This is a genomic window from Glycomyces sp. MUSA5-2 (assembly GCF_037034145.1).
GTDB classification, from domain to species: domain Bacteria; phylum Actinomycetota; class Actinomycetes; order Mycobacteriales; family Micromonosporaceae; genus Glycomyces; species Glycomyces artemisiae.
This window is the reverse complement of record NZ_JBAGKG010000002.1, coordinates 1,006,210-1,021,007: the sequence shown is the minus strand read 5'-3', so window position 1 is coordinate 1,021,007 and position 14,798 is coordinate 1,006,210. Positions and strand designations below refer to the sequence as shown.

11 protein-coding genes, 1 tRNA gene and 3 pseudogenes are annotated in these 14,798 nt (G+C 66.4%); 8 read left to right on the top strand and 7 right to left on the bottom strand.

Translation table 11 applies throughout. The features are described 5' to 3' along the window. Positions 1-126 precede the first annotated feature (126 nt). The 3 genes from WA640_RS10295 to WA640_RS10285 all read left to right on the top strand — a co-directional run bounded on the left by WA640_RS10295 (position 127) and on the right by WA640_RS10285 (position 4,081). Positions 127-1,122 carry a LacI family DNA-binding transcriptional regulator gene (locus tag WA640_RS10295; RefSeq protein ID WP_335987542.1) on the top strand — a complete coding sequence of 332 codons (996 nt, stop codon included), beginning with the start codon at positions 127-129 and terminating at the stop codon, positions 1,120-1,122. A 205-nt stretch (positions 1,123-1,327) separates the two neighbouring features. After that, positions 1,328-2,698 (top strand): glycoside hydrolase family 43 protein, encoded by a 1,371-nt coding sequence (locus WA640_RS10290; RefSeq protein WP_335987541.1) that lies wholly within the window; start codon positions 1,328-1,330, stop codon positions 2,696-2,698. A gap of 9 nt (positions 2,699-2,707) precedes the next feature. Beyond that, the gene (locus WA640_RS10285; RefSeq protein WP_335987540.1) at positions 2,708-4,081 is read left to right on the top strand and encodes a glycoside hydrolase family 43 protein; all 1,374 of its coding nucleotides are present in this window, start codon (positions 2,708-2,710) and stop codon (positions 4,079-4,081) included. A gap of 138 nt (positions 4,082-4,219) precedes the next feature. Here the strand turns inward: WA640_RS10285 and WA640_RS10280 are convergent, their stop codons facing one another. After that, positions 4,220-5,725, bottom strand: a complete 1,506-nt coding sequence (locus WA640_RS10280) for a cellulose binding domain-containing protein (protein ID WP_335987539.1) — start codon at positions 5,723-5,725, stop codon at positions 4,220-4,222. Between the two features lie 65 nt (positions 5,726-5,790). Further along, entirely contained in the window at positions 5,791-6,678 is an 888-nt protein-coding gene (locus WA640_RS10275) for an alpha/beta hydrolase family esterase (RefSeq protein WP_335987538.1), read from the bottom strand. Between the two features lie 344 nt (positions 6,679-7,022). Here WA640_RS10275 and WA640_RS10270 point away from each other — a divergent pair. Then, positions 7,023-7,241, top strand: a pseudogene (locus tag WA640_RS10270) (transposase); the annotation flags it as partial. Here WA640_RS10270 and WA640_RS10265 read toward each other — a convergent pair. Beyond that, positions 7,224-7,469, bottom strand: a complete 246-nt coding sequence (locus tag WA640_RS10265) for an ATP-dependent nuclease (RefSeq protein WP_335987537.1) — start codon at positions 7,467-7,469, stop codon at positions 7,224-7,226. The pseudogene WA640_RS10270 and the gene WA640_RS10265 sit on opposite strands and share 18 nt — an antisense overlap. 168 nt (positions 7,470-7,637) lie before the next feature. Between WA640_RS10265 and WA640_RS10260 the strand changes: the two genes are divergently transcribed. Then, a complete protein-coding gene (locus tag WA640_RS10260) occupies positions 7,638-8,408 on the top strand; it encodes a trypsin-like peptidase domain-containing protein (protein ID WP_335987535.1) in 771 nt (256 codons plus the stop codon). Positions 8,409-8,442: 34 nt separating this feature from the next. Here the strand turns inward: WA640_RS10260 and WA640_RS28825 are convergent. Both WA640_RS28825 and WA640_RS10255 read right to left on the bottom strand, forming a co-directional pair. Further along, positions 8,443-8,640: pseudogene (locus WA640_RS28825) on the bottom strand (phosphotyrosine protein phosphatase); the annotation flags it as partial. A gap of 209 nt (positions 8,641-8,849) precedes the next feature. Beyond that, positions 8,850-10,058, bottom strand: coding sequence for a hypothetical protein (locus tag WA640_RS10255; protein ID WP_335987533.1), 1,209 nt, complete (start codon positions 10,056-10,058; stop codon positions 8,850-8,852). A 220-nt stretch (positions 10,059-10,278) separates the two neighbouring features. On the opposite strand from WA640_RS10255, the gene WA640_RS10250 reads away from it, so the two are divergent. The 3 genes and pseudogenes from WA640_RS10250 to WA640_RS28820 form a co-directional block, all read left to right on the top strand. Further along, entirely contained in the window at positions 10,279-11,154 is an 876-nt protein-coding gene (locus WA640_RS10250) for a replication-relaxation family protein (RefSeq protein WP_335987531.1), read from the top strand. A gap of 1,522 nt (positions 11,155-12,676) precedes the next feature. After that, the gene (locus WA640_RS10245; protein WP_335987529.1) at positions 12,677-12,898 is read left to right on the top strand and encodes a hypothetical protein; all 222 of its coding nucleotides are present in this window, start codon (positions 12,677-12,679) and stop codon (positions 12,896-12,898) included. Beyond that, positions 12,895-13,935 (top strand): annotated as a pseudogene (locus WA640_RS28820) (recombinase family protein); the annotation flags it as partial. The gene WA640_RS10245 and the pseudogene WA640_RS28820, both read left to right, overlap by 4 nt. Before the next feature lie 375 nt (positions 13,936-14,310). Here WA640_RS28820 and WA640_RS10235 read toward each other — a convergent pair. Further along, complete coding sequence (locus tag WA640_RS10235) at positions 14,311-14,460, bottom strand: hypothetical protein (protein WP_335987526.1); 150 nt, start codon at positions 14,458-14,460, stop codon at positions 14,311-14,313. 100 nt (positions 14,461-14,560) lie between these two features. Continuing rightward, positions 14,561-14,645, bottom strand: a tRNA-Leu gene (locus WA640_RS10230). Positions 14,646-14,798: the final 153 nt, after the last annotated feature.

Genomic DNA, 14,798 nt, shown 5'->3' with positions numbered 1-14,798 from the left:
AATCCTGAGCATGCTTCCTCACGACCCTCTACTACGTATTACTAGAACGTAGTAGGTAGTATGAGCACACGACACTCGCCAGGTCAAGATCTTCGAGCGGGATTCTCACGATGGAGGATGCAAGGTATGGGGAAACGACCGACCAGCCACGACGTCGCACGGCTCGCGGGGGTCTCGCAGTCGACCGTCTCACTGGTGTTCACCGGGCGCAGTGGCATCTCCGCCGCGACCCGGGAGCGAGTCCTCCAGGCCGCCGCCGAGATCAACTACCGCCCCAACCTCGCCGCCCGCTCGATGCGCACGCGCCGGACGGGCCGGTTGGCGGTCGTCATCCCCCTCGCCGGGTTGAATTTCGTGCCCATCCTCGAAGGAGCGTTCACCACCGCCCGCGAAGCCGGTTACGCCGTCGAGGTCTTCAGCCTCCCGCAGGAGAACGAGGAGCATGCGCGTGAGATCAACGCGCTCCTCGATTCGGACGAGTACGAGGGCGTGCTCTCCTTCTCCCCGGCACCGGTGCCACGGGATTCGGCCGAAGGGCCGGCCACCCCGTTTCTCGCGCTCTCCGAGTTCGACGCGGAGATGCACGCGACGGGCGCGTTCAGCGACGCGCAGCCGGTGGTGGAGATGATGGAACACCTCGTCGAACTCGGGCACCGGCGGTTCCTGCACATCGCGGGCCCGTCCGACTACCCCTCAGCCGTCGCGCGCCGCGACGCCTACCTCGCGACCGTCGACCGGCTCGGACTGGAGTCCCTCGGCGTGGTGGGCGGCCTGTGGAGCGGCATTACCGCCAAAGAGTGCGTGCTCGCGCTGCCAGACGATACTCCCCCGCTCGCGATCATCGCCGCGAACGACGTCATCGCGGCGGGCGCGGTGCGCGGATCAGTCCAGCGCGGCTGGTCGGTCCCCGGCGACGTGAGCGTGACCGGCTGGGACGATGCCGTTCTGAGCGCCCACTTCATTCCCTCCCTCACGACCGTGTTCCAGGACCGTCACCGACTCGGCGCCTACTCGATGCGCCGCCTCGTCGCCGCCGTGCGGGGCGAGGAGGCGCCCGAGCGCGAGACCAACTTGCAGCAAGTCATATGGCGCGAATCGGTCGCCCCGCCCTTGCCGCGCTGAGCATCGATCCGGCTCCGGCAGCGAAGCTCCCGACCCGAGTGGCGCGCAACTTTCGGAGCCGCGCCCGAAAACAATGAATCGATATATTGACGCTCATGAAAGTCATCGATAGGATGTTACTGATCACATCCAGTCGTCGGTGTCGGCGCTGCACGCGGCCTCTGCGCTGATCCGACTGCAATTTCCCCTGAATTGGAGTGTCGTGATGCCCTCACGCCGACTCATCCTCGCCGCCGCTGCCAGCGCAGCCGCTACAGCATTCATGCCGACCGGGCCGGCCTTCGGGCAGGCCCTCTCGTCGTACGTCATGGGCTACTTCAAGGAGTCGCCGACCATGACCGACGACAGCTACGCGCTCCACCTCGCCGTCAGCACCGACGGCCTGGACTGGATGCCGCTCAACCAGAACAACCCCGTCGCGACCCCCACCGCCGGTACCGGTGGTCTGCGCGACCCGTTCATCCTCCGGAAGCAGAGCGGGGGCTTCGTGGTCCTCGCCACCGACCTCAAGGGCCGGATCTTCAACCTCAACAACCAGTACATCCATGTGTGGGACTCGGCCGACCTCACCAGCTTCACCGGGTACCGGCGGGTGCAACTGCACACCATGGCGACGCATTCATGGGCTCCGACGGCGTTCTGGGACCCGGGCCGAGGCCAGTACGGTGTCGTCTACTCGGCCCACAACGGCGTCCGTGACGTGCTCATGGTCAACTACACGAGCGACTTCGTCAACATGGGCGCAGCGCAGACGTTCTTCGATCCCGGCTTCAGCGTCCTCGACGGCGACGTCCTCGCCCATGGCGGTGCTTTCTACCTGGCGTACAAGAACCTCGGCAACGGCAACCTCTACGTGTCCCGATCGACCACGGGTGCGGCGAACTCCTTCACCACCATCACGAGCGGGCTGCGCCAGGGCAGCGCCATCGAGGGGCCCATCCTCGCCGCTTCGGTCTCCGGCGGCACGTACTGGCTGTGGGGCGACTCCTTCTCGCCCGACAACGCGGTGCAATACGCCTGGCAGTCCTCGAACCTCGCCGGGAACACATGGACCGTGCTCAGCCAGCGCCAGTACAACCCGCCGTTGAGCGTCAAGCACGCGACCATCAAGCCGATCACGAGCAGCGAGTTCAACGGACTCGTCAACCGATGGGGCCGCCCGCAGTGGAACCGGCTCAAGTCCTACAACGCGCCGAACCGGTTCCTGCGCCACATCGACCAGACCGTCCGGCTTGACCCGTACCCCATGGAACCGCCCGCCGACCAGCAGTGGCGGCTGCGTCCCGGACTGGCCGACGCGGCAGGGGTCTCCTTCGAGTCGGCGAACGCCCCCGGCCGCTACCTCAGGCACGCGAACTACGTGCTCCGGCTCGACACGAACGACAACACGTCCCTGTTCGCGCAGGACGCGACCTTCCACCGCGTCGCCGGTCTGGCCGACACGTCCTGGTCCTCATTCCGTTCCCACAACTTCCCCGAGCGCCACCTGCGCCACGCCGACTACGCCCTGCGCATCGACCCGATCGGCTCCGACTCGGCGTCCCGCCAGGACGCGACCTTCCAAGTGACCTTCTAGGAGGCATCCATGTCGACGCACCTCCGGCGGCGCCTCGCCGCCGTCTGCTGGTCCGCGATCCTCGTCTGCATCGCAGCGCTGGTCCCCGGCACGGCCCGGGCCGACAACCCCATCGTCCAACACCTCTACACCGCCGACCCGGCACCGCTGGTGTACAACGGCCGCGTCTACCTCTACACCGGCCACGACGAGGACGGGGCGACCTATTTCGACATGCGTGAATGGCGCGTGTTCTCCTCGTCCGACATGGTCAACTGGACCGACCACGGCACCCCGATGAACCTCGACACGTTCGCGTGGGCCGACGAGAACGCCTGGGCCGGACACGTGGCCCAGCGCGGCGGCAAGTTCTACTGGTACGTGCCGGTCCGCAACGCCGCGACCGGCAGGATGGCCATCGGCGTCGCGGTCGCCGACAGTCCTACCGGACCGTTCCGTGACGCGCTCGGACGGCCCTTGGTCGAGAACGGGGAGATCGACCCCGCGATCTTCATCGACGACAACGGCCAGGCCTATATGTACTGGGGAAACCCCAACCTCTGGTACGTGCGGCTCAACACCGACATGATCAGCTTCTCGGGCGCTCCCACCCAGATTCCGCTCACCACCGCCGGATTCGGCACGCGGACGGGGAATCCCAGCAGGCCGACGCTGTACGAAGAGGCGCCGTGGGTCTACAAGCGCAACGGGCAGTATTACATGATCTTCGCGGCCGAGTGCTGCTCAGAGTTCATCGCCTACTCCACCGCACCCTCCCCCACCGGGCCCTGGACCTACCGCGGCACCGTCATGCCCAGACAGGGCAGCTCCTTCACCAACCACCCGGGCATCGTCGACTTCAACGGGAGCTCCTACTTCTTCTACCACAACGGAGCGCTCCCTGGCGGTGGCGGCTTCGCTCGCTCCGTGGCCGTCGAACGGTTCTCCTACAACGCCAACGGCACCATCCCGACCATCAACATGACCACAGCCGGGGCGCCGCAGGTCGGGACCCTCAACCCGTACACCCGACAGGAGGCCGAGACGATCGCCTGGGGATCGGGCATCGAGACCGAGCCCGCGAGCGAGGGCGGCATGAACGTCGGCTGGATCCAGAACGGCGACTACATCAAGGTCAAGGGCGTCGCGTTCGGCTCAGGCGCCTCCTCGTTCACCGCACGCGTCGCCTCAGCCGGCGCGGGCGGCAGCATCGAACTCCGTCTGGGCGGCCCGAACGGCACGCTCGTGGGCACCTGCGCGGTGCCGGTCACCGGCGGCTGGCAGACCTGGACCACTGCAACCTGTCCAGTCAGCGGCGCCGCCGGAACCCAGGACCTGTACCTCCGATTCACCGGCGGCGGTGGCTACCTCTTCAATGTCAATTGGTGGCGGTTCGCCACATGAGGCGCCGGACAGCGCCCAGGCTGTAGACCTCGGCGAGATCCGCTCCAAGAGAATCCGAACGGGCGGCCCGTCGGGCCGCCCGTTCGGTCTCGCCACGGTGTCGTCATTGGTGCGATGACCCACCGCCGCAAGCCATTTCTAGCAGTCGAGATCGAGCTCGACCGCCGAGCCAGAAGCGGTGAAACCGAAGACCTCCCGGCTCTGCCCCGCCTCGATGCGGGCGTTCCAGCCCAGGTCCGAAGCGGTCACCCGTGATCCGGACTGGGACCACTCGGCGTTCCAGGCACTGGCGATCTGCTGGCCGCCGGGCCAGTTCCAGCTCAGGCTCCAGCCGTCAACGGGCTGGCTGCCCGCGGTGAGGGTGACCCTGCCTTGCCAACCCGACCCCCAATCGCTCACCACTTCGATGCGTCCCTGGCAGGTGCCGCCACCGCCGCCACCGCCGATTGCGGTGACGAAGGTCGTGATGCTCCGGGCGGGGAGCGGGGCGGTGAAGGAGCCGGCGGAGACACCGATTGCATTCTGGGCTTGAAGGCTCCGGCTGCCGTCTGTCACCCATGAGGACACGCTGGAGGCGGTGCTGTTCCGGATCGTGAACGGCAGGTTCACCGACGAGGCCCCCTTGTTGATGGCGACGATGGCGATCTGCGCATCGGCGCCCCGGTACGCCGAGACGTAGACGTTCGCCTGCGGGTTGGGGGTCGCGTCGATCCGTACATGCCCGGGGCGGACGAACTTGGAGAAGTGCGCCATGTTCGCGCCCCGCTTGCTCATCTGCCCGTCCTCGCGCATCGGGCCGTAGGACCGCCGGATGTACCACCACACGTACGCCTGGAACTGCCCGTCGACCATGGCGTGGTGGAGGTGCTGTCCCACGTCGAGCGCGCCGGGCCACAGGTCGGCCGAGTCGGTGCTGTTGGGGTAGTACACCTCGGTCATCCACAGCTCTTTACCCGCGCTCTTCTGCTGGTAGAGCGGGTAGGGGAAGTCCCGGACCTGGGTGCCGTACAGGTGGGCGCCGAGGATGTCCATGTTGGCCAGCGCTTGGGCGTCGTTGAGGATCGGGTCGGAGAGGACCTTGCGGTACTGGAAGGATTCGGGCGCGATCACCCTGGTGTTGATCGACCCGGCGTTCTCCCGCGTGAACCGGAGCATCTCGGCCGGGGTCCAGGCCGTCCAGTCGTGTGCGTAGTCGGGCTCGTTCTGCACCGAGACGGCGTGGAGGTCGACACCGTTGGACCCCATGAACGCGTCGAACTCGTTGAGGTACTGCGCGTACGCGCCGTACTGGTCGTAGCGCAGGCGCTTGCCGCCGGAGAAGGACTCGGTCATGCTCATGGGCGGGTTCCATGGGGAGGCGAAAACCGCCGCACCGAGTTCGATGGCGCGACGGGCCGTGGCGACCTCGCGAGCCCAGTTCGACCTAGTCTCGTCGATCGGGATGCGCAGCAGGGAGAAGCCGAGCTGCCCGGCCCCGTTCCCGAAGGCGGTCTCCCGCTGAGCGGCGGTCAGGTCGCCGATCCACGGCGTGTGGTTCATGCCGCCGAAGCCGCGAATGGTCTGGCGTGCCGCCGACGGGTCGATGGTCACACTCGACTGCGCTGCACCCGGCGTGGCGACCGCCAGCACCGGGAGAGCGCCCAAGGCAATGAGCGATCGGCGGCTCAGGTTTCCCGCCTGCCGCCCTCGGGTCTCGTCGTTTCGGGAGGTCACGAGTTCGTCCTTTCCCCGTCGGCCAGAGCGTTCCGGGGCGAATCGGCGCCGGCGGTCCCGTACGGCTCGCTCGCCTGGAACTGCTGGAAGAAGGTCCAGGTCTCCCCAGGGAGCCAGGTCCGAGAGCCGCTGTCGCCGGGGGCGCCGTCCTGCGGGGCGGCGATGTGGCCGCCGTCGAAGGCAGCCCAGACCACCGGATGGTCAGCGGAACAGCCCGAGAACGCGGTGGTGACATGGGTCAGGCTGCCCTGGGCGGGTTCAGGGACGTCGCGCGCGGTGCAGCCGTTGTTCTGCACGAACCGGTTGCGCTGGGACTCTCCTCCGCTGTAGTTGTCGCTGATGCCGTGCGCACCGAAATAGGCGACCGGTTGTGTGCCGCCGTCGCAGCCGCTGATGAGGCCCGGCGATCCATAGACCGCGACCGCGCGGAAGACGTCGGGACGGGCGCAGGCGAGCGAGTAGCTCATCGCCCCGCCCCAGCTGAATCCGAGCGCGAAGCGCTGCTCGGTGTCGATGCAGAGGGCGTTCTCGACGACGGCGAGCAGGTCGTCGGTGAAGCGGACGTCCCGGCCCCCCGTGTTGGCCCAGCCGTTGTCGATCCCCTGCGGGGCGATGAAGATCGTGCTCTCGTTCGCGAGCCGCTTAAGGCCGTAGTAGGCCCAGGTGCCGGTCTCCACGGTCCGGCCGGTGGCGACGTCGGTCGAGGAGCCGCCCCACCAGTGAAAGCCCAGAACCACGCGGTACGGACGGTTGGGGTCGTAGCCGTCGGGCACGTCGAGGATGAACGAACGGGACTGCCCGCCGCTTTGAAGGGTGTGGGTGCCGTCGGTGAGCGCCGGGGCCGAGCCGCATCCTGCGGTCGCCGCGGCGATGCCGGGGTTCACTGACGGTTCCTGAGCGTGAGCGGTATGCGTGAGTACGGCCGCCGCCGCGACGGCCGCGAGGGCCGCCAACACTGCTGTGATCCGGGTTCGGATCCGCCGTCGAGTATGCACAGCTTTGCCTTTCGAGCTGGAGTTGAACGTCGGGGGCGCCCGTGTTCTCGGTAAACTCCCGACGCGAATCAAGTCCCGTGCGCTGCAGAGCGTCCCGAAGGGCGACCCGCCCACCCAAGCGATCACTAAGACGTATGAATCGAGACACATCGATGTCTTGTCCGTAGCGTACGAGATCCGCCGATTCCAGTCAATAAATTTCGAGGCAGAACTCGAAAGTTTCGCGGCGTCGCCGCCGCATCGCCAAGGACGAACCGCTGATCGACTGGAAAGAAGCGCATAACGCCTCTCACCGGCACATCCGTGCTCAGATCGAGCACACCTTCGCGAAGATGAAGCGCTGGAATGTGCTCCGCGACTGCCGCCTGCGCGGCGAGGGTGTCGCTGAAGCGATGTCAGGCATCGCCCGGCTCTACAACCTCACCCTTACAGGCTTACGGGACAGCCTTTAGGGAATCGAAGTTCACCTCGATCTCGATTGCGGCGCTCTTGGCTCCGTAGCCGCTCACGTCGTCTGAGGAGAGGTCCTTCGCGACACCATTGAAGAACCAGTGCAGCGCCTCCAGGACCGTGGACTTGCCTGTGTCGTTCGGGCCGATGAGGCTCGTGACGGTGTCGAACTCGACGGTCAGATCCTCGATGCAGCGGTAGTTCTGAATCCGAACGCTCCTGATGCGCAAGTGAACTCCCCAGGGTGTCATCGGGTGGGCGCGGACAAGAGATCCATTGTGGCCCATCGCAGGAGCACCGAGCATCAGCCGACCGGTCACGTGATTCAAACCGGAACGCGTAACTCGAACGGGGCACCGCCTCATCTGGACGTCGGCACGCGCAACTAATCTTCAAAGATGCCTGTGACCGAGCAGTCGGTGATGTCGCTCTTCCTGGAGATGACCGTTCGCGGCGAGATCCTCTCGACCGGGACCGGGTTCGCAGTGATGCATGACGGAGCCCCCTACCTCATTACAAATCGCCATAATCTAAGCGGCCGTCGCTCAGACACGAACGAGCTTCTGAGCGACCAGACCGGAGCCTGTCCGGATTCCGTTCGGATTTGGCACAGCAGGCCAGGAATCCACGTCGCCTGGGCAGCCACCGTCGAGCCTCTCTACGACGCGGAAGAGCGGCCGCTGTGGCTTGAGCATCCGCTTCTTGGGAGAGGCGTCGATGTTGTCGCTCTACCGCTGACTGAACTCGATGAGGTGGAGATCCGGCCTTACAGCCTTGAGAACGGTCGGTACACTCCGCGAGTCTCGGTTGCGAGTGATCTCAGCATCATTGGCTTTCCGTTCTCGATCAAGGCCGGCGGTTACTTCGGCGTTTGGATGCGCGGAACCGTGGCGTCCGAGATGGCGGTTCAGTTCGATGGAAAACCCTGCTTCCTCATAGACAGCAGAACACGGCCGGGTCAGTCAGGGTCGCCCGTCATTCACTACTCAGACGGTGGCCCACTTCAGACTTTGGAAGGAACGATCATCGGAGCAGGCGAACAGGCAACTCTTCTGGGAATCTACTCGGGCCGCATACATCGTGACAGCGATCTAGGGATTGTCTGGAAGGTCGCCGCCATCAACGAGGTCGTTGCAAATGGTCAGCGCCCGCTGCACAACAACCTCTGATGAGCGCTTGCTGGTACGTCGCGAACCTCCCTTGTGCTCGTGCCTTCTGGTCCTCGGGGAAGAGTTCGGCGAGCAGGCCCTCAATGCGGATTCTGATCTCGTCGCGGATGGGGCGGACGGCTTCGACGCCTTGGCCTACGGGGTCGTCGAGTTTCCAGTCGAGGTACCGCTTGCCCGGGAAGATTGGGCAGGCGTCGCTGCAGCCCATGGTGATGCACACCTCCGAGACTCGCGCCCCTGCGGGACCTCGGCCTCATCTCCGTCACCCCCAAAGGCCGCAGCAACATCTACTCCCTCTGCTGCGACGCCTTCGCCGAACCGCTCCTCGCCCTCGCCGGACTCTCCACCCCCACCGAAGACACCTGCTGCGATTGAACCGCGGCGCGAGTCAGTCAGCTCCTTGCTGAGGTTGACCGCCGAGTTCCGCAAGCTCGGTGGCGTTCAAAGGGTGTCTTTGAGTTGCAGGGTGAGCGGTTCGGTGTAGAAGGTCTGGAGGTGGTTGGTGCCCGGGATCGGGTCGCCGTCGCGTCGGTAGAAGCGGGCCGTCAAGCTGCGTTCAACCGGGTCGGCGAGGTAGGTCCACAGGGTCCGCTCGGGCCAGCCGTTGGCGGTGCCGGCCTTGTTGTTGTCGGCGAACGCGCAGTTGACCGTGTCGATCAACGCGGTGACGTCCTCGCCGGTCCAGGGGCCGGTGTGGGTGTCGATGGCTCGCTGGAGCAGGAGGTGGCGCACGAAGGTGTTGTGCTCGGCGTCCATGTCGACCTTGGGGAACGTTCCGGGGTCGGGGTAGCGGTGGAGGGTGTGGTTGGCGACGATGAACACCTCGTCGGGCCCGGCGTCGGTGAAGCGGTACTGGCGGGTGTCGGCGTCGATCTCGAAGACCGTGGCCGCACCATGGGCGTCGGCGATGAGCCAGTGCTCGCCGTTGTCCATGGGCGTGAAGACGTGCTGCCCCAGCAGGGCGAGCTTGGCCTCGGCGACGGTGGCGGCACGGTCGAGGATAAAGCCGAGGACTTGGTTGGTCGACAGTCCCGAGTCGAACCCGCCAGCGGGCGCGGCGCCGAGGTCGCCGCGGCCGGTGGAGCCGACCAGGATGCAGGCGAACAGGCCGTCCTCGTTGATGCCGTCGATATTGGGGCACAGCAGGTCGTGGCTGCCGATCTGGAGCGTGGCCCGGCCGCCGTCGGGGCGGAACCGGATGGCGACGTTCCGGGAGTAGGACCCGTGCTCGCCGGAGGCCGGTTCGCGGCCGAGCATCGCCGAGAACGTCATCGTGTACCAGTCGAGGTTGCGTCCGATCAGGGGGCGGCCGGTGTCGGTGAGCGCGGGCGGCACCCACACCGCCGAGCAGCCGGGCGGGACCGGCACGTCGTAGCCCAGGCCGGTCGGGTCGAACCCGTCACTGTCCGCGTCGAGCCCGAACGCTTCGGCGCGTTCGGCGAAGGCGGGCCAGTTCCGTTCGAGGTAGGCGCGGCGGGCGGTGCCGTAGACCGGGTCGGCGTATCGGGCGAGCCGGGTTCCGAAGTGCGCTCTCGCGTATGAGGCGAGGTCGCGGCCGATCTCGCGGTCGCTGCCCGCGACGGTGAGCTCCCGCACCGAGAGGTAGTCGCCCTCGCCCTGCTCGACCAGCAGATTGTCCTCGGTGATCACAGCGCCTCCGGTGTCCTCAGCAGCACGAACGCCGCCAGTATCCCAACATCGCGAACTCTCGGTGCCGACTCAGCACAGACTCAGCAGAACCGAGCATTTACTGCTAGAACTCGGCACTACGCAGGGGCCTTCGAGATAATTCGGGTCCTGAAGACACCCAATTCCGAGAAGGTGGGCTGTGGGTTCGTGGCGGGCTCCTTCGGAGCGGGTCGAGAGTCTGGTGGCGCTTGCGCATCGTCTGACGGACCGTGATCGGGCGATTATCTCCGACCTGGGGCGGCTGCGGGTGTTGACGTTGGAGCAGGTCGCGCGGGCGCATTTCACTTCCCGGTCGTCGGCGCGGGACCGGCTGGACACGTTGCGGGAGCTCGGGGTCGTGGACCGGTTCCGTCCTTCGACGAGAGCAGCGTACCGGTACGTCCTGGCGTGGACCGGGCTGCGGTTCCACCAAGCCGCGGTCGAGGAGGAGCGGCTCTCGAAGCCGGAGTTCTACCGCGAGGGCAGCGACAAGCCCCGCGCGGCGCCGAGCCGCCCGGCTGCCGAAGCGCTCATCGGCCGGCTCATCGCCAACCCGATGCGGGCCCACTTGGAGTCGGTGAACGACTTCTACACCCGACTCGCGGCGGCGAGCCGTCCCGATCCGACGGTCGAACTGGTCCGCTGGCACAGCGAGGCTGAGGCGACCGCCCTGATGGGTGAGCAGATGCTGCGACCCGACGGCGCCTTCGACGTGGAGGTGCACGCCGAGTTCTGGCGTTGCTGGTTCGAGCACGACACCGGGACCGAACCCCTGACAACGCTGACCGCGAAGGCCCGCACCTACCGAGCGACGCTCAGCCATCGAGCCACCACCCTCTCCCACTTCGGAGACAAGGCGGACCCGCAATGCCTCGTCATCGAACTGACCCGTCCCGGCCGCGAAGCCAATCTTCATCCGGCGATCGTCCATCTGACCGACAGACTCGTCATCGTCACCTGCACGGTCGAACGGAGCACCCATCCACTCGGAGCCGTCTGGTGGGTGGTCGGCGATCCTGCGGGCCAGTTCCGCAGGTTCGCGGAGATCCCGACGGAGCCACCGGGATTGCTCAAGTAACCGGCGCAATGGCTCCCGCTGCCGTATCCGCAACGTTCCCCGCTGCTGCTCCCGACACCCCGTTGAGCGGTTCCTGTTCGAAAGCCGCAGGACACGGCGGGTGAATCCATACGACCGCCAGTCAGACGTATATACATACTCCCCCGGGGCGGCATATCAGAACGGGTACAAGTCCGCCCCAACACCAGCTAAGACCCTTCTTCGCCCGCCCCCGCTGTGTGCCCTTGTGCGGCTTCATGAAAGCCGTACCCACCCAGGTACGGGCAGCCGCCGGACAGGTCGGGTCCGCGCCGCAGCGGGGCCAAGTCGGCGCGAACCAGCGCCGAGCAGCCCACTCGCAAAGCCTGCGACCGGGCATTGGACTCGCGGGTGCGCATCCTTCTCAGTCAGATTGATAACGGGATGTTTGTGCCCCATCCTGATCACCCCATCCTGATCAACCCCTCCCACACCCCACTCCATGACCCACGCCCTCTCCTTTGATCCGAGCGGGGCGTTCATGCAGTGTGTGAGCCATCCCTGGCTCGCACTCTGAACCCGACGACATAGTCATGTCTCCAACGGCTGGCAAGAAAACGGGCGTCGAACTGCCGCCATCCGATCCTCAGTCGTTCTGAACGGTGCAGCTCCATCCGCTGGCGACGTGGAGCCCGGATGGGCCCGCCAGCGGCCCGCTGTGGCCCCGGCGCTCGCCAACACCGCCATGGAGGGGTTGGCCGGACCCTCCGGCCGACGGAGCCGCACTGGCAGAGAGGGAACGCTGGAAATGAGGAGGACCAGCGAGCTGGCGGTCGCGGTCCGGTAGATGGGCGCCTGCGGGTATATGAATGAACATATACATTCACCCTGGCTGACAGCCGAGAACTGCGGCCTTGAGCTGCGCGGGCCCTGGGTGCGCGGGGTCGTGTGGGTGGACGGGGCCTCGGCGAGCCTGTTGGATCCCTTGATCTGGACCCCTGCATGTAGACCATGTGTTGGCGGCGGTCCAGGCGGCCAGCCGTGATGTTTCCGGAGCGAGCCGACACCGGATCGGTGTTGCGAAGGTTCACAGTCTCACGGCGTGTGCGCTCCCTAATTGGTAAGAACATCGAGCAGTCGCCGGGCGAACACCGCCTGGTGACTACTGGCGGTTACCGGTCCCGATTACTCACCCGAACCGGCACGGACAGGCTCGAATCCCCGGAGTTCAGAGGGCGGTTACTGGCGCGCACCCTCCAAAGGGTGTTGGAGGGTGCGCGCCAGTAATCGGGGTGGGTGCACGCACCCCGGCCTCCGGCAACGGCAGTAAGCGCGTCGGACATAATCCGTACACATCCATTGACAGAGAGTAATTAGACGAGTATAGTGGGTGGCCGCCTGGATCGCTGTGCCCGGTGAGACGCTCCGTCTTGCCCACCACATCACTTGATGCCGCCCAGGTTCGCCCTGGCGGCCATTTCGACTTCACCACCACTCGCGCATCAGCGCGCCTACGGCCCGCTGAGCGCGGCTTGATCTTCCGCGGGAGTCGCCCTACCGTCGCATGCGACGCCCTGACCTGGGCCGATACCGGCGGGTGGTTCGCATGAGGGGCGCGGGCGGTCCGATCCGCGTCAGCGGCCAGCGCCGCAAGCGCATCGACACCCGCCGCCTGGCGGAGGTGCTGGTGCGGATCACGATCCGCTCAGGCAGTGCCGACTCCGGCGGCGGGGTGCGGGGCGTCATCGACCGTTCAGACGAGCAGGAGACGAGGCGCCAGCCATGACCAAGCGCAGAACATCCACCAGTACCGCAGCAGAGGCTGTGAAGGTGCGGGGCGGGAAGGCGGTGCTGTACCTGCGGGTCTCGGACCCCAAGCAGGTCAACACCGACTACGACCCCGAGGGGAACTCGATCCCGGCCCAGCGGAAGGCGTGCACGCAACTGGCCGGCGAACTCGGCCTGACCGTGGTCGAGGAGTACGTCGAACCGGGGAGGTCAGCCAAGAGCATCGACCGGCGGCCGAAGTTCCTGGCCATGATGCGGCGGGTCAAGGAGCGCGGGGATGTGGACGCGATCGTGATCTACATGCGGTCGCGGATCTTCCGCAACGCCGCCGATGCCGCGCTCACCCGCCGGGAGCTGAAGCAGCTCGGCGTCTCACTGGTCTCGGTCAAGGACCCGACTGCGGACTCGATTTCCGGGGACATGCTCGCGGGCATTCTCGACGTCGTCAACGAGTACCAGTCGCGCGCGGCCGGGGACGACATCGCCTACAAGATGGAGGCGAAGGCGCAGCGGGGCGGGACGCCCACCAGGACCCGCCTCGGCTACCTCAACACCGCCGAGACTGTCGATGGGCGCACGGTCCGCACCGTCGTCCTCGATCCGAAGCGGGCGCCCTTGGTGCGGATGCTGTTCGAGCAGTACGCGACCGGCCTGCACGGCTTCCGGCAGCTTCGCGACTCGGCCACCGCCGCGGGGCTGCGCACTCGTCCGACCAAGCGCTTCCCGGGCGGGACACCGCTGTCGATCCACGCGATCGGGCGCATCCTCAAGGACCGGTACTACCTCGGCAAGCTTCCATACAAGGACCGCGAATACGAGGGGCGACATGAGCCGCTGGTGTCGGCGGAAGTGTTCGACCGCGTCCAGGAGGTGCTGTTCAGCCAGCGCCAGGCCGGGGTCCGCGAGCGCAAGTGGGACCACTTCCTCAAAGGCACCGTCGCGTGCGCCCGCTGCAAGTCGCGGCTGACACTTGAGCGCGGCAAGTCCAAGACCGGCCGGTTCTACTTCTACTACCTGTGCTTGGGACGGACGCGCGGCGAGTGCGACCTGCCGCGCATGGCCGTCGAAGCCGTCGAGGAGCACGTCGCCTCGCACTGGGCGACCTTCACGATCGCCCCGGCTGAGGCCGAGGAGGTCCGGTCGCACCTCGACGACGTGCTCGGCTCCCAGGAGCGGACCACGAAAGCGGTTCGGGAGCAGCTCGGCCGCGAGAGGGCCCGCCTCGAATCCGCTGAGAACCAGTGCGTCGAGTTGGTCGGCGACCCGGACTGGCCCGCAGCGAAACTCACCGAGCGCATCCGCGACCTGCGGACCAAGAAGGCCGCCATCGACGAGCAGCTCGAACACGCCGACGCCACTGAAGCGACCGAGGCCCGTCAGACCGTCGAGACACTCCTGGAATTCCTGGCCTCACCACGGACGGTCTACCGCGCCGCCTCCGACGCCGACCGCAAGGTGCTCAACCAGATCTGCTTTAAGGTCCTCTATCTCGACCGTGACCAGCACGGCATCCAAACCGCCCGGACCGAGGCGGGTGCGGCCGAGCCGCTGCTGGACCATGTACGGTCCCGGAGAACCAAAAACGGCGCTGCTCCGAAAAGCAACGCCGTTCCTGAAAACGGTTTTCACAAACCTACGGGTTCAAACATGAAACCCAATGTGCGCGAGGGGGGACTTGAACCCCCACGTCCGTTAAAGGACACTAGCACCTCAAGCTAGCGCGTCTGCCATTCCGCCACCCGCGCGTGCACACTGAGAGTGTATATGGAGTTTGTTTTGGCTGCCAGTTGGGCCTTTTGGCTTGCCCCGGCACGAGACGAAACTTTACACGACGGATTTGAGGGTTGCGCAAGGGGGGTTCGCGGTCGGGGGGAGGGGCGGGCGGCGGCTACGCTTGG

What these genes read in the sequence shown, in the direction of transcription:
- WA640_RS10245 (WP_335987529.1), top strand. Translation starts at nt 12,677, where the DNA reads ATGCGACGCCCTGACCTGGGCCGATACCGGCGGGTGGTTCGCATGAGG.
- WA640_RS10260 (WP_335987535.1), top strand. Translation starts at nt 7,638, where the DNA reads ATGCCTGTGACCGAGCAGTCGGTGATGTCGCTCTTCCTGGAGATGACC.
- WA640_RS10235 (WP_335987526.1), bottom strand. Translation starts at nt 14,460, where the DNA reads ATGGTCCAGCAGCGGCTCGGCCGCACCCGCCTCGGTCCGGGCGGTTTG.
- WA640_RS10295 (WP_335987542.1), top strand. Translation starts at nt 127, where the DNA reads ATGGGGAAACGACCGACCAGCCACGACGTCGCACGGCTCGCGGGGGTC.
- WA640_RS10285 (WP_335987540.1), top strand. Translation starts at nt 2,708, where the DNA reads ATGTCGACGCACCTCCGGCGGCGCCTCGCCGCCGTCTGCTGGTCCGCG.
- WA640_RS10290 (WP_335987541.1), top strand. Translation starts at nt 1,328, where the DNA reads ATGCCCTCACGCCGACTCATCCTCGCCGCCGCTGCCAGCGCAGCCGCT.